Origin of the sequence: Cognatiluteimonas telluris, from assembly GCF_011320095.1 — a bacterium.
Taxonomy (GTDB): Bacteria; Pseudomonadota; Gammaproteobacteria; order Xanthomonadales; family Xanthomonadaceae; genus Cognatiluteimonas; species Cognatiluteimonas telluris.
The window spans coordinates 16489-37925 of the sequence record NZ_JAANOY010000007.1 but is presented as its reverse complement, the minus strand read 5'-3'; the positions used below and the strand labels follow the sequence as shown (position 1 = coordinate 37925).

General features: G+C 65.5%; 17 protein-coding genes. 5 read left to right on the top strand and 12 right to left on the bottom strand.

Annotated elements, in window-relative coordinates; translation table 11 throughout:
* Positions 1-7 precede the first annotated feature (7 nt).
* Genes G7B67_RS06110 through G7B67_RS06080 form a run of 7 tightly spaced genes read right to left on the bottom strand, consistent with a single transcriptional unit; the run spans position 8 to position 7707 of the window.
* Positions 8-775 (bottom strand): class I SAM-dependent methyltransferase, encoded by a 768-nt coding sequence (locus tag G7B67_RS06110; RefSeq protein WP_166209508.1) that lies wholly within the window; start codon positions 773-775, stop codon positions 8-10.
* 18 nt (positions 776-793) lie between these two features.
* A complete protein-coding gene (locus G7B67_RS06105) occupies positions 794-1813 on the bottom strand; it encodes a glycosyltransferase (protein ID WP_166209505.1) in 1020 nt (339 codons plus the stop codon).
* Positions 1810-3375, bottom strand: coding sequence for a lipopolysaccharide biosynthesis protein (locus tag G7B67_RS06100; protein WP_166209502.1), 1566 nt, complete (start codon positions 3373-3375; stop codon positions 1810-1812). Before G7B67_RS06100 ends, G7B67_RS06105 begins: the two co-directional genes overlap by 4 nt.
* A 45-nt stretch (positions 3376-3420) precedes the next feature.
* Positions 3421-4590: an ATP-grasp domain-containing protein gene (locus G7B67_RS06095; protein ID WP_166209499.1), complete on the bottom strand. Its 1170-nt coding sequence runs from the start codon at positions 4588-4590 to the stop codon at positions 3421-3423.
* A gap of 9 nt (positions 4591-4599) precedes the next feature.
* Positions 4600-5646 (bottom strand): Gfo/Idh/MocA family protein, encoded by a 1047-nt coding sequence (locus G7B67_RS06090; RefSeq protein ID WP_166209497.1) that lies wholly within the window; start codon positions 5644-5646, stop codon positions 4600-4602.
* Positions 5647-5673: 27 nt separating this feature from the next.
* Positions 5674-6846, bottom strand: coding sequence for an aminotransferase class I/II-fold pyridoxal phosphate-dependent enzyme (locus tag G7B67_RS06085; RefSeq protein ID WP_166209494.1), 1173 nt, complete (start codon positions 6844-6846; stop codon positions 5674-5676).
* 6 nt (positions 6847-6852) lie between these two features.
* Entirely contained in the window at positions 6853-7707 is an 855-nt protein-coding gene (locus G7B67_RS06080; RefSeq protein WP_166209491.1) for a glycosyltransferase family 2 protein, read from the bottom strand.
* 155 nt (positions 7708-7862) lie between these two features.
* On the opposite strand from G7B67_RS06080, the gene pilB reads away from it, so the two are divergent.
* The 4 genes from pilB (at position 7863) to coaE (ending at position 12551) form a co-directional block, all read left to right on the top strand.
* On the top strand, positions 7863-9581 hold the full coding sequence (gene pilB / locus G7B67_RS06075) for a type IV-A pilus assembly ATPase PilB (RefSeq protein WP_166209488.1): 1719 nt from the start codon (positions 7863-7865) through the stop codon (positions 9579-9581).
* 4 nt (positions 9582-9585) lie between these two features.
* A complete protein-coding gene (locus tag G7B67_RS06070; RefSeq protein ID WP_166209485.1) occupies positions 9586-10836 on the top strand; it encodes a type II secretion system F family protein in 1251 nt (416 codons plus the stop codon).
* 167 nt (positions 10837-11003) lie between these two features.
* Positions 11004-11867, top strand: a complete 864-nt coding sequence (locus G7B67_RS06065; RefSeq protein ID WP_166209483.1) for a prepilin peptidase — start codon at positions 11004-11006, stop codon at positions 11865-11867.
* Positions 11868-11927: 60 nt separating this feature from the next.
* Entirely contained in the window at positions 11928-12551 is a 624-nt protein-coding gene (coaE, locus tag G7B67_RS06060; protein WP_166209480.1) for a dephospho-CoA kinase, read from the top strand.
* A 775-nt stretch (positions 12552-13326) separates the two neighbouring features.
* Here coaE and G7B67_RS06055 read toward each other — a convergent pair.
* The 4 genes from G7B67_RS06055 to G7B67_RS06040 all read right to left on the bottom strand — a co-directional run bounded on the left by G7B67_RS06055 (position 13327) and on the right by G7B67_RS06040 (position 19583).
* Positions 13327-13926, bottom strand: a complete 600-nt coding sequence (locus G7B67_RS06055; RefSeq protein ID WP_166209477.1) for a hypothetical protein — start codon at positions 13924-13926, stop codon at positions 13327-13329.
* Between the two features lie 532 nt (positions 13927-14458).
* Positions 14459-15442 carry a Nudix family hydrolase gene (locus G7B67_RS06050; RefSeq protein WP_166209474.1) on the bottom strand — a complete coding sequence of 328 codons (984 nt, stop codon included), beginning with the start codon at positions 15440-15442 and terminating at the stop codon, positions 14459-14461.
* A 224-nt stretch (positions 15443-15666) separates the two neighbouring features.
* A complete protein-coding gene (gene secA, locus G7B67_RS06045) occupies positions 15667-18405 on the bottom strand; it encodes a preprotein translocase subunit SecA (protein WP_166209471.1) in 2739 nt (912 codons plus the stop codon).
* A gap of 239 nt (positions 18406-18644) precedes the next feature.
* Positions 18645-19583, bottom strand: coding sequence for a M23 family metallopeptidase (locus tag G7B67_RS06040; protein ID WP_166209468.1), 939 nt, complete (start codon positions 19581-19583; stop codon positions 18645-18647).
* Between the two features lie 3 nt (positions 19584-19586).
* Between G7B67_RS06040 and G7B67_RS06035 the strand changes: the two genes are divergently transcribed.
* Positions 19587-20054: a DciA family protein gene (locus tag G7B67_RS06035; RefSeq protein WP_166209465.1), complete on the top strand. Its 468-nt coding sequence runs from the start codon at positions 19587-19589 to the stop codon at positions 20052-20054.
* Between the two features lie 213 nt (positions 20055-20267).
* Here the strand turns inward: G7B67_RS06035 and lpxC are convergent, their stop codons facing one another.
* Positions 20268-21176, bottom strand: coding sequence for a UDP-3-O-acyl-N-acetylglucosamine deacetylase (gene lpxC / locus G7B67_RS06030; protein WP_166209462.1), 909 nt, complete (start codon positions 21174-21176; stop codon positions 20268-20270).
* Positions 21177-21437 lie beyond the last annotated feature (261 nt).

Below are 21437 nucleotides of genomic sequence, written 5' to 3'. Positions count from 1 at the left end.
CGATTTTTCAGGCACGTTTGCGGAACAGGAAGAAAGGTTCTTCGGCATTGACGCCTGCAACGACCGGGTCCACATCGGCGAGCAGATCCGCATGTCGTCGCACGTCCGATGCGAAACCCGCGGCGACGATGCGGTCGAATAGATCGCGCCCGAACAGGCGTACATGGTCTTCCTGTCCATAGGCCTGCAGGCGCGCTGCCGGCGTGTCGATCCCGGGATCCTGCCAGGTGCGGTGGAGCCTGCCGCTGTAAGGCGTCTGGAGAATGGCGATGCCGCCCCGCTTAAGCACGCGGTGGATTTCCGCCAGGCCGCGCGCATCGTCGTCCACGTGCTCGAGCACATGGTTGGCGATCACGACATCGAAGGTGCCATCCGCGAACGGCATGTCGAGCATGTCGACGCGCAGTACCTGCGGGTCCTGTGGAAACAGGTCGCAGGGGACGTATCGCCCGAGACCCATGGCGCAGACATACCGCGATAGCCGCTTTTCGGGTGCGAAATGGAGGATCGCCTTGCCGCCGAGCTCCGCCAGTACTCCCGAAGCCCGCAGATACAACAACAGGTGTCGCTCGCGATCGTGCGCACCGCAACGGGGACATTCGAAATTCTCCGTGTCGCTGCCGACCATATCGAGCACCTGCATCAGCCCTGCTTCGCGCGAGGACGATCGATAAGGCATGAAACGCCAGACCCGATACCCGCACAACGTGCAATGGTGCCTGCCGCCGGGCAACCATCCAGCTAGCGCATAAGGAACAAGCTTCAATGGATTCATTGTTTGCCCATCGTGCCGCTAGCATCGATAAAGGACGCGCATGGCGTGCCTGTCCCAGAGAGGTGAAAGACGCCCGATCGCCTCCTTGCCCGCGATACGCGCGATCGACTTCGCGAGAAGCGTGCCGGTTCGAAACGTCCCGTAAGGCGATGCGGCGAGCACCCGAACGGTCCACTCCCTTACCAGGCGCCAGTTCCCCGTGCGCACCGCTCGGAAGAAGACCCGACGCAGGAAGTCCGCCAAGCCGTTCGCAAAATCGTCATCGCTTACCCGCTCGCGCGGAATGCTCTGAATGGCCTGCCAGTACATCTCGCGCACGCGGGCGTTGTCCTTCGCAACCATGGAGCCGGAAGATTGCATCCGGTAAACCGCCAGCGGTTCGCCGATGTGCAACAGATCGCCGTTCTGCGCGTGCGTCAGGTGCACCTGATAGTCAAGGAATTCGCGACCGATGCCACGGAGCGTCGGCGCCTGCGTCGACCGGAACATCATCGTGCTCATGCAAAGGAAATTCCCCCGTCGCAACAACTTCGCCAGCTCGATCCGCTCATCGCCTATGTCGTTGAAACGCGCGACCGTTGCCCCGTCGGGGTAGGACACCAGCGCGTTGCAGTACGTCGCGACGGCATGTGGCTGATCCCGCAACAACGCCACCTGTCTTGCCAGCTTGCCCGGCAACCAGTAATCGTCCCCGTCGAGGTGGGCGATGAACTCGCCGCGAGCTGCGTTTAGCAGGCGCGTGTAGTTCCAGTGCGCACCGACGTTCCGGCCGGCGGTGATGACGCGGATCGACTCCGGATGCCTGCGCTGGTAGTCGATGGCAATGTCGCGCGAATTGTCGGCCGAGCAATCCTCGCCGATCAGCAGCTCCACTGGACATACGGCCTGCTGCGCAAGAACGCTCTCGATCGCCTGCGCAAGGTATTCGCCGTGGTTATAGACCAGCATCAACACGGAGACGACCGGGGCGACGCGCAGGCAGGACGGATCGCTTATTTCGACGGTTTCGACCTCAATCGTGGTGCCACGCGCATTCATGCGGACGGCTCCGAACGCGACTGCGCAACCAGGGCCTTGAGTTCCAGCCAGGCGTCGGTCTTGCCGATCACGATCAGCATGAGATAGCTGAGTGCGCCAAGCATGAGCAACGCGGCCAGCCGTGCGGGGGCCGGCCACGACAATGCGTGCACGAAAGGCCACACGACTGCACAAGCAGCGACCGCTGCGAGGATCGGCGGCCCTGCATCGCGCAACTGCGCGAACACGCCGTAGCCAAGCCATCGACGCGTATAATACGCGTTGACGAAGAGCGCGATCCCGGAGTGCGCGACCTGGCTCCATGCCAGCCCCGCCAAACCGTACCTGGCGCCGATCAACAAAAGCGCCACGCCGCTCGCCTTCTTGATGACTTCGAGCCGGAACATCAACCGCGCGTGGCCCTGGGCCATCAGCGCGTGCAGGTTGATCATGTGGATGGGATAAAGAAGGCCCGCCACCGCAAGGATCCTCAGCAGCGGCGCCGCGGGCAGCCACTGCGGTCCGTACAGGACTTCGACGACGGGCTCGGCAAGCACCGCGATTCCCAGCATTACCGGCGCATACAGCAGCATCATCACCCGGATGGAAAGCTGCAGGCCGCGACGCGCGAGCAAGGGATTTCCCTGCGCCTCCGACAGCAACGGAAGTGCAACGCGGGCAACCAGTGCCGCAAGAAACGACGCCGGCAGCTGCCGCGTGTTTTCCGCATTGGCGTAGTAGCCGAGCGGCCTGGCACCGAACATCCGCCCCGCCAACAGCGAATACAGCCGGGAATAGGCCGCCTCCATCAGCGTCGACGCGAGATGGTAACCGCCGAAGCCGGCCAGCTTGCGGATCGACTCCATTTTGAACACCCAGGCCGGCCGCCACGGATGCAACCACCACAGGAACGCGGTCGTTGCAGCAGCAGCCACGACGCCCTGCGCGACCAGCGCCCAGACACCAGCGCCCGCAGTCGCCATCGCGATCGATACGATCGCTGAAAGACAGGCAGCGATGCCCCCGGCGATCGCCAGCGTTCGAAACTCCAGTCGCTTGATGAGGAGTGCGAAATGGATCGCGCCCGCCGCACTAGCCAACACCATCGGTGCCATCGCGACCGTGATGGCCCGCAGCCTTGGCTCCTGGTAGAAGCCGGCCAGACATGGTCCGGCGCCTGCCAGCAGCAATGCAAGCAGCAAACCGATCGCGAGGTTGCACCAGAACACGGTGGATTCGTCGTCGTGGTCGACGTCCTGCCGCTGGATCAGCGCCGCGGAAAATCCGCCGTCCGCCAGGACGCCAGCCACGCCGACGAACACGGCCAGCATGGCCACGATGCCGAAATCGGCCGGCGTCAGAAGGCGTGCCAGGACGAGCGTGGTGAGGAACTGGAGTCCCTGGCGTGACAGTGCATCGCCTGCGCTCCACATCGTCGCCATCAGTGCCCGACCTTTCATCCGATCGTCCGTTCTGCGTTCAAAGCGATCGGTCCCTTCTTCCGCCCGGTTAGAAGCGGCCGGACGCTGTCTGCAGGTTTTCCAAAGTCGGCACGTGCCGACGCATCCACAACACAGGCACACCGCGGACGCGAACCACGGCGTCGTCCGCGACGGGCGCGCCTTGCTTCAATCGTGCGAGCGCGTTCCATCCGAGACGGCAACCAGACCTCGACGCAGGGTAACGCGATACAGATCGTCCAGAGCCCGCTGGTCCCGTTCGCTGCAAAAGAGGATGCCAACACGGCTTAGCGGACTGGGCAGCAAGGGGTCGCCAACCAGACTCAAGGGAACGTAGCGCTCGATGTTCAAATTACGCAGGAAATGCACGTGGTCGAGGCCTTGTTCCTGCTTGACCGTGATCGTATGCCGCATGATCGGGCGCAGGCCGCGTTCGGCGCGCGGCTCGGGCACCTGTGCCAGGAACGGCAATGCGAAGCACCGGGCGTACGGACACCCAGTGGAAAGCTCGATGAGCTGGCTGTAAAGATCTCCGGGGCACCTCCTCGTCAACTCAATCAGCCAGGTCTGTCGCCCATCGTGGATGAATTGCGTATGCAACAACCCATCCACCAGTTGCAGGTGTCGCGCCAGTGTTTCGATCCACCTTCGGAGATCTTCCAGCAGCGGCTGAAACCGCGCGCTGTCCAGCACACGGCTAGTGTCGACCACGAACTGGTTGGCCGTTCCATCCTCCTGCACCAGGAAATCGTGCACCACGCGCTGCCCGGCAAGGAAGGCGGAGTGGCTGTAGAGTTGCCCTTCCACATAGTCTTCCACCAGGCATTCCCCGCTGGCGGAAACCGCTCTCGCATGCTCGATCGCCGCCGCGACGGACGACATGTTGGCATCGCGCAAGACCGTGATGCCTTTACCGCTGAACGCATCTACAGGTTTGACGATGACCGGTTGCGAATGCGCGATTGCCTCTGCGGCATGCGTCATTGGCACCGGCAAACCCAGCTCGGCAGCCAGGCTCCTGAAGCGCGCCTTGTGGCTGATGAACGACGCGGCGTCGGCGTCGTCGAATCCTGGGAATCGCCCCCGCCCGGCTTCCATGCACGATGCATAGGAGCGATCCGTGCAACCCGGTACGAGAAACTCAAAGGCCTCCTCGTCCACGAGCGTGGACAACGCTCCCGTGTCGGAATAGTCCAGTTGCCAGTAGCGGGCTGCAGACTTGGCTAGGCAATCCAATGGATTGCCACCGACGACATGCACTTCATGCCCATCGGCCACCAGCACGCGGTAGATCGGCGCCGATGAAAAATTCGTGTCCACCAGCAGTACTTTCGCCATCGTCAGCCCTCAGGTCTCGATGATCCGGCCCTCGTCGGCGGACCGCGCGATGGCCTCCGTGATCTTGAGGTTGCGCAAGCCGTCCGATTCCGACACCAATGGTTCGGCGATGCCGCGCATGACCTGCACAAAGTGTTCGAGTTGGCAGGCTAGCGGATCCTGCCGGTTCACGTCCAAGGTCTCTTCGACGAACGGCTCCCACCAGGACGGCTCGATGCCTTCGGGATGGTATTTCAGCCGGAAGGTCGGGACCGACAGATAACCCTGCGTGCCTGCGACGACGTAACAGTCTTCGTCGGGATAGGTCGGATACACGGGATTCTCGCGGGACGTCTGTTCCCAGCTCCTGGCGCACGCCGCGGTATCCGACAGCATGAAATTGCCCAGCACGCCGTTGGCGAACCGCAAGTTGATGGCGACCGTATCCTCGACGGCGTGTCCGCGCAGGGCCGACGACGAGAACGCCTGCACCGCGGTGATCTCTCCACACAGGCTGCGCAGGTTTCCGATTTCATGGATGAGGTTGATCAGGATCGGGCCACCGCCAGGCTGGGTACGCCATGGTCCCGCTGCGAAATAGGCCGATGGCTTGTGGAACTGTGCGCTCCCCATCACCGAAACCAGTCGACCCAACCGGCCACTGGCGATGACGTCGCGTGCGCGTGCAAGCAGGGGACTATGCGCGCGATGATGGCCCACCAGCACCTTGGCCCGGTGGCGCTCCGCGAGGGCAACCAACGCCTCGCCCTCGTCCACCGATGCGGTGATGGGCTTCTCGACCAGCACGGGGACGCCAGCTTCGATGCACCACGTCGCCTGTTGCGCGTGGAACTGGTTGGGCGAGGAAACGATCACACCATCGATGTGGCCGAGCGTCCCGCATTCGTCCATGTCGGTGAACAGCGGCACGCCATGGTCGCGCGCAACCGAGTGATTGGCCTCGTGATCAGGGGCGACGATCGCCAACAACGCGCAATCCGGCCGGGCCCCGATGAGGCGAATATGCTGTTTGCCGATCAGCCCGGGACCGACCACCACGATGCGCAGAGTCTTCATTTGCTGATCAGGGCAAGTCGCTTTCGGTCAGGACCATGCGCAGGTGGCCATCTGCCTGACCACGTCGGAAATCGTCTCGATGGCCTCCGTAGGCAGGTTGCCGTTCGGCAGGACAAGGACCTGCTCAGCGACCTTCTCTGTGTGACCCAGCATCATCCCGGCGTGCGGGAACAGGTCGCGATAGGGCTGCATCCGGTGGCACCCGGGCCAGAAATACTTCCGCGCCAGGACATTCTCTGCATGCAGCGCGGCGAGGATACGGTCGCGCAACGCCGAACCGCTGCCTACCTCCACGACAACGTAATGATGACTGTTGTGGTCGGTGGGGTCGTAGTCCAACAGGGAAATGCCCGACACGCCGGCGAGTGACCGCCTGTAGGTGTCGTGGTTGCGCCGGTTCATTGCGACGGTCTCCTCGAACCGATCCAGGTTCGCCAGCCCCATTGCCGCACAGACCTCGATCATCTTCCCGTTGGTCCCGGGATGGATGACGTAGTCGTATGCCTTGAATCCGAAGTTGCGCATCAAGCGCGCGGTCTCCGCCAGCTCGTCGTCGTTGGTGACGACAGCACCACCTTCCATGGTGTTGAACGCCTTGGTCGCATGGAAGCTGAGGACTTCGCAGGCGCCAAAGCTGCCGATGCGCCCCCCCCGGTACGTACTGCCGAACGCATGCGCCGCGTCGAACAACAGTTTCAGACCGTGCTCATCGGCGACGGCCTGCAGCCTCTCCACGGGGGCCGCCCGGCCCCACAGGTGCACACCGATGATGCCTGTCGTTCGCGGCGTGATCATCCGACGCACCGAATCCGGGTCCAGGTTGTGCGTCGCCGGGTCGATATCGGCGAATACGGGCGTGATGCCCTGCCAGTACAGTGCATGCGCCGTTGCAATGAAGGTCCAGGACGGCACGATCACTTCGCCGGTCAACCCCAGGGCACGGATTGCGATTTCCAGCGCGATCGTCCCGTTGCACATTGCGACGCAATGCCGGACGCCCAGGTACTCCGCGATCCTCCGTTCGAACTCCTGCACAAACTGGCCGTTGTTGGTCAACCACTGGTTGTCGAGAATCCGCCCCACCTGATCCAGGAACGCCGCGCGATCGCCGACGATCGGGCGACCGACATGCAATGGCTCTTCGAAGGCAGGCGGTGCTCCGTTGATGGCCAGGTCCGTTGTAGATCGGATCAGCTTCATTCGCATTCAATCCATGCGCCGATACGTCAGGGCCGTGATCTGCTCGGACACCAGCCCGATCAGGAACACCACCACCGCCCCGCTCAGCAGCAGCGCGCTCATGTTGGTGAACCTGTGTTCGGTGGCGAACGTCCACGCGTAGTAACCCGCACCGAGCAGGAAGAAGCCGGCGCCGACCGGCGCGAACAGCTTCAGCGGCGAATACAACGTCGCGATCTTGAAGATGATCAGCAGGAACCGGAGCCCATCGCGCAAGGGTCGGATGTGGCTCGTGGTGCCCACGCGCCTGGCCACCGGGATCGAGACGTAGGCGACCGGATAGGCGCTGCGGAAGAACGCCATGGTGCTGGTCGTGGGATAGCTGAAGCCATTGGGCAGCAGGTGCAGGAATTCGCAGAACCGCTCCCGGCGCACGGCGCGGAAGCCGGACGTGAGGTCGGCGACGCGATGCCCGGTCATCCAGCTGGCGAGCTGGTTATAGAAGGCATTGGCCGCGCCACGCCCCAGGCTCGCCTGGCCGGCGGCATTGCGGGCGCCGACCGCCATGTCGAAGCCCTCGCCCAGCTTGTCCAGCAGCCATTGGACGTGTTCGGCCGAATGCTGGCCGTCGGCATCCATGAACACCAGGACGTCTCCACTGGCGGCGCGCGCGCCGCGCTTGACCGCCGCGCCGTTGCCCATCGAATACGGGCAGGACAGGACCCGGGCGCCATGGCTGGCGGCCACCCGCGGGGTGTCGTCGGTCGATCCGTCGTCGACGACGATCACTTCGGCGTCGGGGAACCGGCTGCGCAGGTCCGGCAGCGTCCGCTGCAGGCCCGCGCCTTCGTTCTTGGCCGGCAGGATCACCGAGATGCGCATGGGTCGCTCCATTCGGGGGCAAGGGTAACGTGAACGGGGATGCACGCGTCAGGTCGGTTTGAACAACGCGACGCGTGCCCGGAAACAGGCAGCCGCCGCTGGACGCGACAGGGGTTTGGGGTAAAGTCCGGCTGGGGAATACCGAGAGGGTGAACATGGCTACCGCGGCGACCGCCAATCTGGTCGGCATCACTGGGATTGCCCGGCGCCTGGTCATGGACGGGGCGCTGGAGGAATCGGCCGCGCGCGAGGCGATGGAGGCCGCGACCCAGGCCAAGCGCCCCCTGGCCGGCTACCTGCTGGAAAAGAAGCTGATCGCGCCGGTCGACCTGGCGGCGGCCAATTCGGTCGAGTTCGGCATGCCGATCTTCGACGTCACCTCGCTCGACCCGGCGCAGTCGGGGATCAAGCTGGTCAGCGAGGACCTGGTGCGGAAGCACAGTGCGCTGCCGCTGTTCAAGCGTGGCGGCCGGTTGTTCGTGGGCATCGCCGACCCGACCAACACCCGCGCGCTGGACGAGATCAAGTTCCACACCAACCTGACGGTCGAGGCGATCCTGGTCGACGAGGACCGGATCCGCAAGACCATCGACACCTGGCTGGAAACCGCGGACGCGCTGGCCGATGTCGTCGGCGACAGCGACGGCCTGGACAACCTTGAAGTCAGCAGTGGCGAAGAGGAGACCGAGAGCGGCATCGACGCCAAGGGCGACGACACCCCGGTCGTCAAGTTCATCAACAAGGTGCTTGTCGACGCCATCCGCCGCGGCGCCTCCGACGTGCACTTCGAACCTTACGAAACCGACTTCCGCGTCCGCCTGCGGATCGACGGCCTGCTCAAGCAGGTGGCCAAGGTACCGGTGAAGCTCGCCACCCGCCTGGCCGCCCGCCTGAAGGTCATGGCCCAGCTGGACATCGCCGAGAAGCGCATCCCGCAGGACGGGCGCATCAAGCTCAACCTGAGCAAGACCAAGCAGATCGACTTCCGCGTCAGCACCCTGCCGACGCTGTTCGGCGAGAAGATCGTGCTGCGTATCCTCGACGCCAGCGCGGCCAAGCTGGGCATCGACAAGCTCGGCTACGAGGAGGACCAGAAGAAGCTCTTCCTCGACGCGGTGCAGAAGCCCTACGGCATGGTGCTGGTGACCGGCCCGACCGGTTCGGGCAAGACGGTGTCGCTGTACACCGCGCTGAACATCCTCAACGACGACTCGCGCAACATCTCCACGGTCGAGGACCCGGTCGAAATCCGCGTGCCGGGCATCAACCAGGTGCAGATGAACGTCAAGCGCGGGATGACCTTCGCCGCGGCGCTGCGCAGCTTCCTGCGACAGGATCCGGACGTGATCATGGTCGGCGAGATCCGCGACCTGGAAACCGCCGAGATCGCGATCAAGGCGGCCCAGACCGGCCACATGGTGCTGTCCACGCTGCACACCAACGACGCGCCGCAGACCATCTCGCGCCTGATGAACATGGGCGTGGCGCCGTTCAACATCACGTCCTCGGTGTCGCTGGTGATCGCACAGCGCCTGGCGCGCCGCCTGCACGACTGCAAGCGCCCGCAACAGCTGCCCGAACACGCGCTGCTGGCGGAGGGCTTCACCGAGGAGGAGGTCAAGGCCGGGATCACGCTGTACGAAGCCGTCGGCTGCCAGGACTGCACCGAGGGCTACAAGGGCCGCACCGGCCTGTACCAGGTGATGCCGATGACCGAGGAGATCCAGTCGATCGTGCTGGCTGGCGGCAACGTGCAGCAGATCACCGAGGCCGCGCAACGCTCCGGCGTGCGTGACCTGCGCGAGTCGGCACTGCTCAAGGTGCGCAATGGCCTGACCAGCCTTGCCGAAATCAACCGTGTGACCAAGGATTAAGCCCATGGCCGTGACCCGTACCGTCGCCAAGCAGACTGCCCGCCGCGGCGACGAGCTGCAGATCTTCCAGTGGGAAGGCAAGGACAAGCGCGGCGTCAAGATGAAGGGCGAGCAGCCGGCCAAGACCGAGAGCTTCGTCCGGGCCGAACTGCGCCGGCAGGGGATCACTCCCAGCGCCGTCAAGCTCAAGAAGAAGCCGCTCTTCGGCTCCAGCGGCAGCCGCATCAAAGGCAAGGACATTGCGGTTTTCAGCCGCCAGATCGCCACGATGCTGCGCTCCGGCGTGCCGATCGTCGGAGCACTGGAGATCATTTCCAGCGGCCACAAGAACCCCAAGATGGCCACCATGGTCGGGGCCCTGAAGACCGACATCGAAAGCGGTTCGTCCTTCTCCGAGGCCCTGGGCAAGCACCCGGTCCAGTTCGACGAGCTCTATCGCAACCTGGTCAAGGCCGGTGAATCCGCGGGCGTGCTGGATACCGTCCTGGAGACGATCGCCACCTACAAGGAGAACACCGAAAGCCTGAAGGGCAAGATCAAGAAGGCCCTGTTCTATCCGGCCATGGTGGTTGCCGCGGCCTTGCTGGTGAGCTCGATCCTGCTGGTGTTCGTGGTACCGCAGTTCGAGGAAGTGTTCAAGAATTTCGGCGCCGAACTGCCCGCGTTCACCCAGATCGTCATCAACCTGAGCCGGTTCATGGTGGGCTGGTGGTGGCTGATCCTGCTGTGGGTCGTCGGCGCCGGCGTCGCCTTCGTGGCTGCCAAGAAGCGCTCGCTCGCGTTCTCCCACTTCCTGGACCGGATGATGCTCAAGGTCCCGGTGATCGGGAAGGTGCTGCACGACGCCTCCGTTGCGCGCTTCGCGCGCACGCTCGCGGTGACGTTCAAGGCCGGCGTGCCGCTGGTCGAGGCGCTGGACTCGGTCGCCGGCGCCACCGGCAACACGGTCTACGAGCAGGCGGTCAAGCGCATCCGCGACGACGTCGCGGTCGGCTACCAGGTCAACGTCGCGATGAAGCAGGTCAACCTGTTCCCGCACATGGTGGTGCAGATGACGGCGATCGGCGAAGAGGCTGGCGCCCTGGACACGATGCTGTTCAAGGTGGCCGACTTCTACGAGGAAGAGGTGAACAACGCGGTCGACGCGCTGGCCAGCCTGCTCGAGCCCCTGATCGTCATCATCCTGGGCGTGGTCGTCGGCAGCATGGTGGTCGCGATGTACCTGCCGATCTTCAAGCTTGCCGCGGTGGTCTGACGCGCATTCGCGCGCAGGCTGGTGTCCTGCGCGGCCATCGGCAGCGGGCAATGCCCCTTGCCGATGCGCCGGCCAATGCAGGGTGCATGCATGAGATCCGGGGCGGATCCGATCCACTGATCCACGGTTGCTGGTCGCTCCGGCAGGCCGTTCGACAAGGAGTTTGAATGTCATTCCTGGACCAGAATCCCGGCCTCGGTTACCCGGTCGCGGCCGGATTCGGACTCCTGATCGGCAGCTTCCTCAACGTGGTGATCCTGCGGCTCCCGCGCCGGCTTGAATGGGAGTGGAAGCGCGACAGCCGCGAGATGCTGGGCGAGCCCGAACTCTACGATCCGCCGCCACCGGGCATCGTGGTGGAGCGTTCGCACTGCCCGCATTGCAAGCACCAGTTGTCGTGGTTCGAGAACATCCCGGTCCTGAGCTGGGCGGCCCTGCGCGGGCGTTGCCGCAGCTGCCATGCACCGATCTCGATCCAGTACCCGCTGGTCGAACTGCTGACCTCGCTGGTGTTCGTTGCCTGCGTCTGGCGCTTCGGCTTCGGCTGGCAGGGCTTCGGCGCCATCCTGTTCAGCTGCTTCCTGGTGGCACTGGCCGGGATCGACCTGAAGACGCAACTGCTCCCCGACCAGCTGACGCTACCGCTGCTCTGGCTCGGGTTGATCGCAAGCATCGACGGGCTGTACCTGCCCTCCAAGCGCGCGGTGGTCGGTGTGATCGTCGGCTACCTGTCGCTGTGGTCGGTCTGGTGGCTGTTCAAGCAGCTCACCGGCAAGGAAGGCATGGGCCACGGCGACTTCAAGTTGCTCGCCGCGCTCGGCGCGTGGGTGGGCCTGCAGGGGATCCTGCCGACGATCCTGCTGTCGTCGGTCGTGGGCGCCATCGTCGGTTCGGTCTGGCTGGCGGCGAAGGGACAGGACCGGGCAACGCCGATCCCGTTCGGTCCCTATCTTGCGGTCGCCGGGTGGATCGTCTTCTTCTGGGGCGCGCAGCTCACGGGCGCCTACCTGCACCTGGCCGGGCTGCGCTGACCGCGGTCGATGCGTGGCTTGCCCGATCCGGCCTCGCCGCCGGGAACGCATAATCGCCCCATGGCCGACGACATCTATGCAGTTGGATTGACCGGCGGTGTCGCCTCCGGCAAGTCCACCGTCGCCGGTTTGTTCGCTGCACTGGGCGTCGAGGTGATCGATGCCGACGTCGCCGCGCGCGATGCGGTGGCACCGGGCGCAACGGGGCTGGCGGCCATCGTGGACGCCTTCGGACCCGGGGTGCTCGATCCGACTGGCGGGCTGGACCGGGCGGCGATGCGACGGCAGGTGTTCGCCGATGCGGCCGCACGATCGCGATTGCAGTCGATCCTGCACCCACGCATCCGCGAGCTGCTGCACGAGCGCGTGCGGCAGGCGTCCGGGGCTTATGTGCTGGTCGCCATCCCGCTCCTGGCCGAAGGCGGCGGCCGCGCGGCCTATCCGTGGCTGGACCGGATCCTGGTGGTGGACGTCCCCCGCGAACTGCAACGGGCGCGCCTGCTCGAACGCGATGCGATCGATGATGCGCTGGCCGAAGGCATGCTCGCCGCGCAGGCCGATCGCCGGCAGCGGCTGGCGATCGCGGACGACATCCTGGTCAATACCGATGCGGTCGCCCGCCTCCCGCCGCAGGTGGCGGCGCTGGATGCGCAATACCGTTGCCTGGCGGATGCCTCCCGGTAAGCCTGGGCTTCCACGCCGCGCCGGAGGCGGGCACGCGCCTTCAGGGACAGGACAATTATCAGCGTGTCGCCCACGTGCCGGGGCTGGAAGGTCGATTGCCCCGAGCAGGTTCGACAGTTGGAAGCAGATATGCCTCGGGCGCTCTCTGCTGCCTGGAAGCTCGCACGCGACGTTTACATGGCCACCGGCTTTCCCACGACAGTTAAGGTGCGCGGCGTCGGAGTGATGATGGGTTATCACGGGTAATGGCTGGCGCACAATCGGTTCACCGCGCGCGCGCACAGCAAAACAGCGCAGCAGGAATTACATTGCGGTCGGGGAGGTGATAAATGAGGCCAAGGCGCACCTTGGCCTCATTTTTTTATTCGACGTAAAACTTAGTGCTGGTTCAGCGCAGGCCCAACCCCCGGGCACGGGCCCAGATCACAGGGAGCGAATTGACTGTTGGGATCGGGCACAGCCCCCAGCGTGCTTGTCGTGCTGACCACCGTTGCAGTTTCGCCGCCCCCATCGCCATAGATCACCGTAAATTTGGTTCCGACCGGCAAACCGCCATGAACGGCCCGATATGCCCCAGCCAGCCCGGTGCCAGCGGAATTGCGCGAGTCAAAATCACTGCCGTCGTTGATGTCATGGTCAGAGTTGACTTGGTTGTAAGGGAAAGTTCTTGCATCGATCGTTATACCTGCTGCCACAGCGATAAGCGCAACGGTAATAAGCACTACAAACAAAGTTTTTTATTTATTTCGCCTTGTCACTGCCACCACTCATTTGGTTAATGAAACGTCTGTGCCAATGTATCTACTTGCTGACTTCCAGCCTCAGTCAGCAACCCCCGTCGCACCAGATCCCTGAAGTTAAAAAAGGATCCACACACCCCGCCATTCGCGCAGTACATCGTCATAAGTGCACCGCTAGGACTGCAGTCCAGTCCTCTGGAGCACGCGACAAGCTGCAGAGCGATTTGGGCTTCCTCCACAGTGGCTTGCGATCCAAAAGCAGCCTCGCGTGCTGGCGCAGATGTCACGACCGCATCGCCCAAAGCAAGTAGCGATTCCGAGTCGCCACCAAGCTTTATGGTTTTCACGAGGTCGTTCGCCTGTTCTGGGCTGAACTTGTCTGGATGGGAAGCGAGCTCTGAAGCTTGTGCGGCGACGCTACCTGCCGCGGCTAGCTTCGCGGTCAATTCGTCGACCTGATGTCGGCTCAGTGCGTCATCTTTTTCGAAGCGACTGCACTTGTTTGCAATCCGCGATCGTGCCTGTTGATAGACCTGTGCACGCGGCTTCGGAACTATCGCCATCATTCCTTTTGTAGCTTCCATGTAGGATGGCGGATCCTTGGCAAACTCCCCGCAATACAGGCGAATTTTCATGGCGAGCCAACCAGCGTCAACATTGCCGGCACTCGCCTCGTCATTTAGTTGTTGAAGCAGCGCATATAGGTCGGGCGCTGTCTCGAACCTGCTTTTGGATTTACCGTTTAGAACAGGCCGTGACGGTATGGGCTGGCTGGGTTTCGCGAGAGAAGGGGCCGATGACCCGACTGCTATTTCCGATTCCGGCGTTCGCAGGCGCTGTAGGCCGAAGAGCAGACATGCGGCTGCCGCGACAACAAGGCCGTAGATGGCTAGCCTTTTCATTTGAGCCCCTTTGGAATGTTCACCGCTGCTCTATACCGCCGCGCGGGTGGCGGGCAGCGCTTACGCTGAGGTGTAGCTGCCCCAATCACCCTAGACGGGCTTGAAAGTCTTTGGCGGGGCCAGCGAAGGGTGAAGCTACTCCGCGAGACATCCACAGAACGGCGAGAACAAACCAGCGGGCAGCCGCCATCAACGAGGTGATCTTCTTCAAATGCCGTCCCCTGGCGTTCGCGATCCCGCAATCCAAGCGGGCATGGGGCGCACACTAGTCGAGTTTTGTTCCCGTGGGAAAGGCTACAACCCCTGCAGGCGGCCACAGTGCGCGGATGGCGGCAATGCCCTGCGCGCCGTGGCCGCGGGCCGCATCGATGTCGGCCTCGCCAAGCCCGCCGATGGCATAGATCGGCAACCCGGCCCGCTCGCGCAAGGCCGCGAAGGCCGCCCAGCCGATGCCCGGCGCGCCGGGATGGCTTGCGGTGGCCGCGACCGGACCCAGCACGGCGAAGTCGCAGCCCAGGCGCTCGGCGCGCTGCAGCGAAGCGGCGTCATGGCAGGACGCAGCGAGCGTGGACGCCGCCGGCAGCGGCCGCGCGTCCAGCGCCATGAGCTGCGACTGGGGCAGATGCAGGCCGATGCCCAGGTCCCGGGCGAGGTCGATGTCACCATTGACCAGCACCTCGGCGTCCGCCGAACGACACTGCACCGTCGCCTGGGCAACCAGGGCGCGCCAGCGGCCGGGATCGATCCCCGTCGCCGCCCGCAACTGCACGCGGCGGATGCCGGCATCCAGCGCGCGCTGCAGCGCCGCCAGCCACGCAGCGTCGTCGTCGGGCGCTGGCGTCACCAGCAGGCGATCGGGCTGCAGCAGCGCCGCCACCACCGGCCGATCGGCCGACGGCATCGCATAGCTGGCCAGCTTGCCGCGTGGCACCCATGCCAGTGCCTGGCTCTCCACGCCCTTGGGCGTGCCGCGCCAGGAGGCCACCCGGCGCACGTCCAGCAGCAACCGCTTGTGGGGATAGCGATGCGGGACCCGGATCAGCGGCTCGCCGATCTCGGCGTCGATCCCCAGCTCCTCGTACAGTTCACGCGCCAGCGCCGCCTCGGGCGTCTCGCCCGGCTCGCGCTTGCCGCCAGGGAATTCCCACAGGCCGGCCAGGTCGCGGCCTTCGGTGCGGCGCGCCAGCAGGATCCGCCCGCGCGCGTCCTGCAGGACACCGGCGATGACTTCTACGATCCGATCAGACATCCGGTCTCCAGGTCAGCATCCTTCTCCCATTGCCGGTGTGAAGAGGAACGCTGGTGAGCCAAGGGCTCGCGCGACGGTGAACGCCTGAGCGCCGGCGCGAAGGCCGGGATGCGGTGCTGCGCGGTGCCGAAGGGCGGATGAGGGCACTGTTTCGCGTGCTGCCCTCACCCCAGCCCTCTCCCGCTAGCGGGAGAGGGGGCCGCATGTCGCGGGGCGCGGTTCGACTAGGCCAGCTGCCCATGGCAATGCTTGAACTTCTTGCCGCTGCCGCAGGGGCAGGGCTCGTTGCGCCCGACCTTGGGCATGCCGGCGGCCAGCGACGTCGCCATCGCGGCGGCCTGCGCCTGCGCCGCTTCCTCGTCGGCGCCCAGGCCGCCGATGTCGGCGTGCTGGAACTGCATCTGCCCGGCGATCGCCTGCGCCTGGCGGCGCTCCTCGGCCTCCATCGCGGCGACTTCGGCCTCGTTGCGGATGCGCACGCGCGCCAGCAGCGTCACGACCTCGCGCTTGACCTTGTCGAGCATCTCGCCGAACAGGTCGAACGCTTCCTTCTTGTATTCCTGCTTGGGCTGCTTCTGCGCGTAGCCGCGCAGGTGGATGCCCTGGCGCAGGTAGTCCATCCGCGCCAGGTGCTGCTTCCAGTTGTCGTCGAGCACGTTGAGCATGATGTGCTTCTCGAGCATGCGCATCGTCTCGCTTCCGACCTGCGCTTCCTTCTCGGTGAACAGCCGCGTGACTTCCTGCTGAACCTGTTCGGCGATCTGCTCGGCGTCGATCTCGGCCTTGCCCTTGACGGTCTCGGCGATCGCCGGCTGGAAGCCGAAATCGGCCGCCAGCGCCGCGTCCAGGCCCGGCAGGTCCCACTGTTCGTCGATCGAGTTCATCGGCACGTAGCGGGCGACGATGTCGGCGACCACGTCCTCGCGGATGCCTTCGATGTTCTCGTGCACCGACTCGGCTTCCAGCAGCTCGTCGCGCTGCTGGTAGATCACCTTGCGCTGGTCGTTGTTGACGTCGTCGAAGTCGAGCAGGTTCTTGCGGATGTCGAAGTTGTGCGCTTCGACCTTGCGCTGGGCATTGGCGATCTGCTTGGTGACGAGGGTCGACTCGATGATGTCGTCCTCCTGCAGCCCCATCCGGGTCATCACGCGCTGCACCCAGTCGGCGGCGAAGATCCGCATCAGGTTGTCTTCGAGCGACAGGTAGAAGCGCGAGGAGCCCGGGTCGCCCTGGCGGCCGGAGCGGCCGCGCAGCTGGTTGTCGATGCGGCGCGATTCGTGGCGTTCGGTGCCGACGATGTGCAGGCCGCCGGCGGCCTTGACCGCGTCATGGCGCTGCTGCCAGTCGGCCTTCATGCGCGCCTTCGTCGCGTCGTCGACCGGTGCGCCGGTCTCGGCTTCCAGCGCCGCGAGCTCGGCTTCCAGCGAACCACCCAGCACGATGTCGGTGCCGCGGCCGGCCATGTTGGTGGCGATGGTCACCGCGCCCGGGCGACCGGCCTGGGCGACGATGGTCGCTTCACGCTCATGCTGCTTGGCGTTGAGCACTTCGTGCGGGACGCCGGCGGCGCGCAGCTGGTCGCTGAGCATCTCCGACACTTCGATCGAGGTGGTGCCGACCAGCACCGGCTGCTGGCGCGCGTGCGCGTCCTTGATCTCGTTCACCACCGCGCGGTACTTGCCGTTGCGGTTGAGGAACACCTGGTCGGAATGGTCCTTGCGCACCATCGGCCGGTTGGTCGGGATGACCACCACTTCCAGGCCGTAGATCGACTCGAACTCGTAAGCCTCGGTGTCCGCGGTGCCGGTCATGCCGGACAGCTTGTTGTACATGCGGAACAGGTTCTGGAAGGTGATGCTGGCCAGCGTCTGGTTCTCGCGCTGCACCGTCACGCCTTCCTTGGCCTCGACCGCCTGGTGCAGGCCGTCGGACCAGCGGCGGCCGGCCAGGGTGCGGCCGGTGAACTCGTCGACGATGATGACTTCGCCATCGCGCACGATGTAGTCCACATCGCGCTGGTAGATCCCGTGCGCGCGCAGGCCGGCGTTGAGGTGGTGCACGACGTGGATGTTGTGCGAAGCGTACAGGCTGTCCTCGCCCTCGATGATGCCCGCCTGGCGCAGCAGCGCCTCCGCATGCTCCTGCCCGGCTTCGGACAGGTGCACCTGCTTGCCCTTCTCGTCGACCCAGTAGTCGCCCTCGCCTTCCTCTTCCTTCTGCCTGGCCAAGTGCGGGACGATCCGGTTGACCTTGATGTAGAGCTCCGGCGATTCGTCGGCCGGGCCGGAGATGATCAGCGGCGTGCGCGCCTCGTCGATCAGGATCGAGTCGACCTCGTCGACGATCGCGTAATTCAGGCCGCGCTGGAAGCGATCGCCCTTGGACAGCGCCATGTTGTCGCGCAGGTAGTCGAAGCCGATCTCGTTGTTGGTGGCGTAGGTGATGTCGGCGGCGTAGGCGGCGTGCTTCTCCGAATGCGGCATGTTCGGATACACCACGCCGACGGTGAGCCCGAGCCAGCCGTAGAGCTTGCCCATCCACGCCGCGTCGCGCTTGGCGAGGTAGTCGTTGACGGTGACCACGTGCACGCCCTTGCCCTCGAGCGCGTTCAGGTAGGTCGGCAGGGTCGCGACCAGGGTCTTGCCCTCGCCGGTGCGCATCTCGGCGATCTTGCCCATGTGCAGCACCATGCCGCCAATCAGCTGGACGTCGTAGTGGCGCATGCCCAGCACGCGCTGGCTGGCCTCGCGGCAGACCGCGAACGCCTCGGGCAGGATCTTGTCCAGCGACTCGCCCTTGGCGATGCGCTGCTGGAATTCCGGGGTCTTGGCTTTCAGCGCGTCGTCGCTGAGCGCCTGCATCTGCGGCTCGAGCGCGTTGATCTTCTTGACGATCCCGTTGAGCTGGCGCAGCAGGCGCTCGTTGCGGCTGCCGAAGACACTGGTGAGCAGGCGATTGAACATTGACGTACCAAAGTGGGAAAGGGGGATGCCGGGCCGTCAGCAGGTCCGGCTCCAAGGCGCCGCGCGCAAGCGACCGGCAATAAAAAAGGGCGCCGGGCGCCCTTTTTGTTGGCAACGCGCATTGTAGCGCGCCCTGCCGATGGCTCGCCCTGCGATGGCCGGGCGGGCACGCCAGGTCACCGCTGGGATGAATGGGGCCGCCGTGCGGCGGATCAAGCCCGCATGCCAACCCCGCCTGCTCAGCCCCGGGTGACCGGAGCCGCCTGGCCGAGGAACTTGCGCGGATTGACCACCGCGCCGTTGACCCAGACTTCGAAATGCACGTGGGCGCCGGTGGAGCGGCCGGTCGATCCGGCCTTCGCCACCTGCTGGCCGCTGCGCACCAGGTCGCCGACCTGCACCAGCAGCCGCGAGTTGTGCGCGTAGCGGGTCACGTAGCCGTTGCCGTGGTCGATCTCCACCACGTTGCCGTAGCCCGAGCGCACGCCGGCGTAACTGACCACGCCGTCGGCCACGGCCAGCACCGGGTCGCCCATGTTGGCGTGGAAATCGATGCCCTTGTGGAAGGCGGCGCCGCCGCCGAACGGATCGGCGCGACCGCCGAAGCCGGAGGTGATGTAGCTGTGCGCGATCGGCATCCGCGACGGCAGCGATTCGGCATCGAGCCTGCGGTTGAACAGCAGCGAGTCGAGCACCGACAACTGCTCGCCGGAGGCGTGGAACTGCTTCGCCAGCTGGTCCAGGCCCTGGCGCAGCTCGCTCGCCGGCAGGTCGTGGACCGGGCCGACACCGCCGATGCCGACCGGTTTGTCGAAGTCGAATTCGCCATCGGCCAGCTGCCCGGTGCGGGTCAGCCGCTCGCCCAGCGCGTTGAGGCGGTTGGCCTCGGCCTGCAGTTCGCCCAGCCGCGCGGCCAATGCGTTGACCTCGCGCTGCGCCTGCGCGCGGGTGGCGTCGAGCTGCGCCTGCTGGCTGGCCGCCTGCCGGTGCAGGTGCGCCACCTCCGCATACCCCGCGCCGGTGCACAGGCCGGCGCCGAGGACGAACCCCGCCCCCAACCAGGCACCCTGTGCCAGGCGTGGACGCTGCCACGAGCGCTGGGCCAGCTGCGCCCCGAGACGGGCGAAGCGGGCGCGGGTATGGTGGATCAGGTTCGAAACACTGTTGTCGAAGGTCATGCGATGTCGGGTTCCCATTCGTCGAACGCGCCACCCGGATCGCCCAGGAGGCCGCGCGTCGCGCTCGAAGCGCTGTTGACCGGCAATAACGCCGATCCGATCCGCCGCGCCCTGTGGCTCGACGCGCTGGAACAGCGATTGCGGCCCCACCTGCCCCCTTCACTGGCCGCGCACGCGCGGCTGGCTAACGTGAATGGAGGACAGCTGGTGTTCCTCGTCGATGCGCCGGTGTGGCATGCGCGCCTGCGCCTGGCCACCGCCGACCTGCTCGACGCCGCCCGATCCGTCGGGCTGGATGTCAGCGAGGTGCTCATCCGCACGGCCACGCGCTCGCCCGCTCCGGACGCCGCGCCGCCGCGTGCCGCCTTGCCGATGTCGGCAGCCGCGCGTGGGGCGCTGGACGCTGCCTTGGCGTCGCTCCACCCGCCCACCCCTGGACCAGGGCCGGGCGAATCGGAAAGCGACGCCTGAATCCCCCGTGCCGCGGGTCCTTGCGGACGGGCCGGGCGCCGGGGAGGGGGCATCCTAGCCGCGATGGACCGATGAAGGGTTAAGCAATCGCTAACCCATCAGGAGACTTGCGCTCCGGGAAGGGTGCGCAGGCCCGCATCGCGACCGGCAGCGAAACAAGGTCGGGACCCGCCCGGAAGTGCGCTTTCGGCGGCGGTTGGGCGAATCCGGGCCCTAGACGGCCAGCGCAGGCCCATAGCCGATGGGTGCGACGTCGACTTCGGGGAAGCTCACTTCCTCCCACGCCGAGCGCTCGGCCAGCAGCGCCCGCACCAGCTTGTTGTTCAGCGCGTGGCCGGACTTGAAGCCCTCGAACGCCCCCAGGATCGCGTGCCCCGCCAGGTACAGGTCGCCGACCGCATCCAGGATCTTGTGGCGGACGAACTCGTCGCCATAGCGCAGGCCGTCGTCGTTGAGCACCCGAAACTCGTCCAGCACGATCGCGTTGTCCATTGAGCCGCCCAGCCCGAGGTTGCGCTCGCGCATGAACTCCAGGTCGCGCATGAAACCGAAGGTGCGCGCGCGGCTGACTTCCTTGACGTAGGCCGCGGTGGAGAACTCCACCTCCGCCCGCGACTGCGTCGCCGGGATCATCGGGTGCTCGAACTGGATGGTGAAGCCGAGCCGGAAGCCGTCGTAGGGCGTGAACCGGGCCAGCTTGTCGCCATCGCGCACTTCCAGCGGCCGGGTGATGCGGATGAAGCGCTTGGCGGCCGCCTGCTCGACGATCCCCGCCGACTGCAGCAGGAACACGAACGGACCGGCCGAGCCATCCATGATCGGCACTTCCGGCGCCGAGAGATCCACGTAGGCGTTGTCGATGCCCAGGCCGGCGAAGGCCGACATCAGGTGTTCGATCGTCATCACCTTGCCGCCGTCGCGCGACAGCCCGGTGCACAGCATCGTCTCGGTGACGAGGTTGGCATCGGCCGGGATCTCGACCACGGGGTCGAGGTCGACGCGGCGGAACACGATGCCGGTGTCCACTGCAGCCGGGCGCAGCGTGAGATAGACCTTCTCGCCGCTGTGCAGCCCGACGCCGGTGGCGCGGATCACATTCTTGAGGGTGCGTTGCTTGAGCATGCAGGCTCGAGTCTGGCGCGGCGGGCGGCGTCAAGGCGGCGGCCGGTCGCGGGCGACGGCCAGCGGCCGTCGAAGGTCGCCAAGGTTAGCACGCAAGGCTGAATCGCCACCGGACCGAACGCCTGGCCTGGCCGGGGCCCTCCGTGGGCTCAGCCCAGGAGCGGCTTCAGCCGCGAGCCCATCCGATCCCGGGCGCCTTCGACCGGACATCCTGCGGCGTGGCAAAACCGCCGGCCGGCTGTCACAGCCGACCGGCCAAGA

Bases quoted from the DNA above. Each gene is read 5' to 3' on its own strand.
- G7B67_RS06105 (WP_166209505.1), bottom strand. From the start codon at position 1,813: ATGAATGCGCGTGGCACCACGATTGAGGTCGAAACCGTCGAAATAAGC.
- lpxC (WP_166209462.1), bottom strand. From the start codon at position 21,176: ATGCTCAAGCAACGCACCCTCAAGAATGTGATCCGCGCCACCGGCGTC.
- G7B67_RS06080 (WP_166209491.1), bottom strand. From the start codon at position 7,707: ATGCGCATCTCGGTGATCCTGCCGGCCAAGAACGAAGGCGCGGGCCTG.
- G7B67_RS06090 (WP_166209497.1), bottom strand. From the start codon at position 5,646: ATGAAGACTCTGCGCATCGTGGTGGTCGGTCCCGGGCTGATCGGCAAA.
- G7B67_RS06085 (WP_166209494.1), bottom strand. From the start codon at position 6,846: ATGAAGCTGATCCGATCTACAACGGACCTGGCCATCAACGGAGCACCG.
- G7B67_RS06065 (WP_166209483.1), top strand. From the start codon at position 11,004: ATGTCATTCCTGGACCAGAATCCCGGCCTCGGTTACCCGGTCGCGGCC.
- G7B67_RS06055 (WP_166209477.1), bottom strand. From the start codon at position 13,926: ATGAAAATTCGCCTGTATTGCGGGGAGTTTGCCAAGGATCCGCCATCC.
- coaE (WP_166209480.1), top strand. From the start codon at position 11,928: ATGGCCGACGACATCTATGCAGTTGGATTGACCGGCGGTGTCGCCTCC.
- G7B67_RS06095 (WP_166209499.1), bottom strand. From the start codon at position 4,590: ATGGCGAAAGTACTGCTGGTGGACACGAATTTTTCATCGGCGCCGATC.
- G7B67_RS06040 (WP_166209468.1), bottom strand. From the start codon at position 19,583: ATGACCTTCGACAACAGTGTTTCGAACCTGATCCACCATACCCGCGCC.
- secA (WP_166209471.1), bottom strand. From the start codon at position 18,405: ATGTTCAATCGCCTGCTCACCAGTGTCTTCGGCAGCCGCAACGAGCGC.
- pilB (WP_166209488.1), top strand. From the start codon at position 7,863: ATGGCTACCGCGGCGACCGCCAATCTGGTCGGCATCACTGGGATTGCC.
- G7B67_RS06050 (WP_166209474.1), bottom strand. From the start codon at position 15,442: ATGTCTGATCGGATCGTAGAAGTCATCGCCGGTGTCCTGCAGGACGCG.
- G7B67_RS06035 (WP_166209465.1), top strand. From the start codon at position 19,587: ATGTCGGGTTCCCATTCGTCGAACGCGCCACCCGGATCGCCCAGGAGG.
- G7B67_RS06070 (WP_166209485.1), top strand. From the start codon at position 9,586: ATGGCCGTGACCCGTACCGTCGCCAAGCAGACTGCCCGCCGCGGCGAC.
- G7B67_RS06110 (WP_166209508.1), bottom strand. From the start codon at position 775: ATGAATCCATTGAAGCTTGTTCCTTATGCGCTAGCTGGATGGTTGCCC.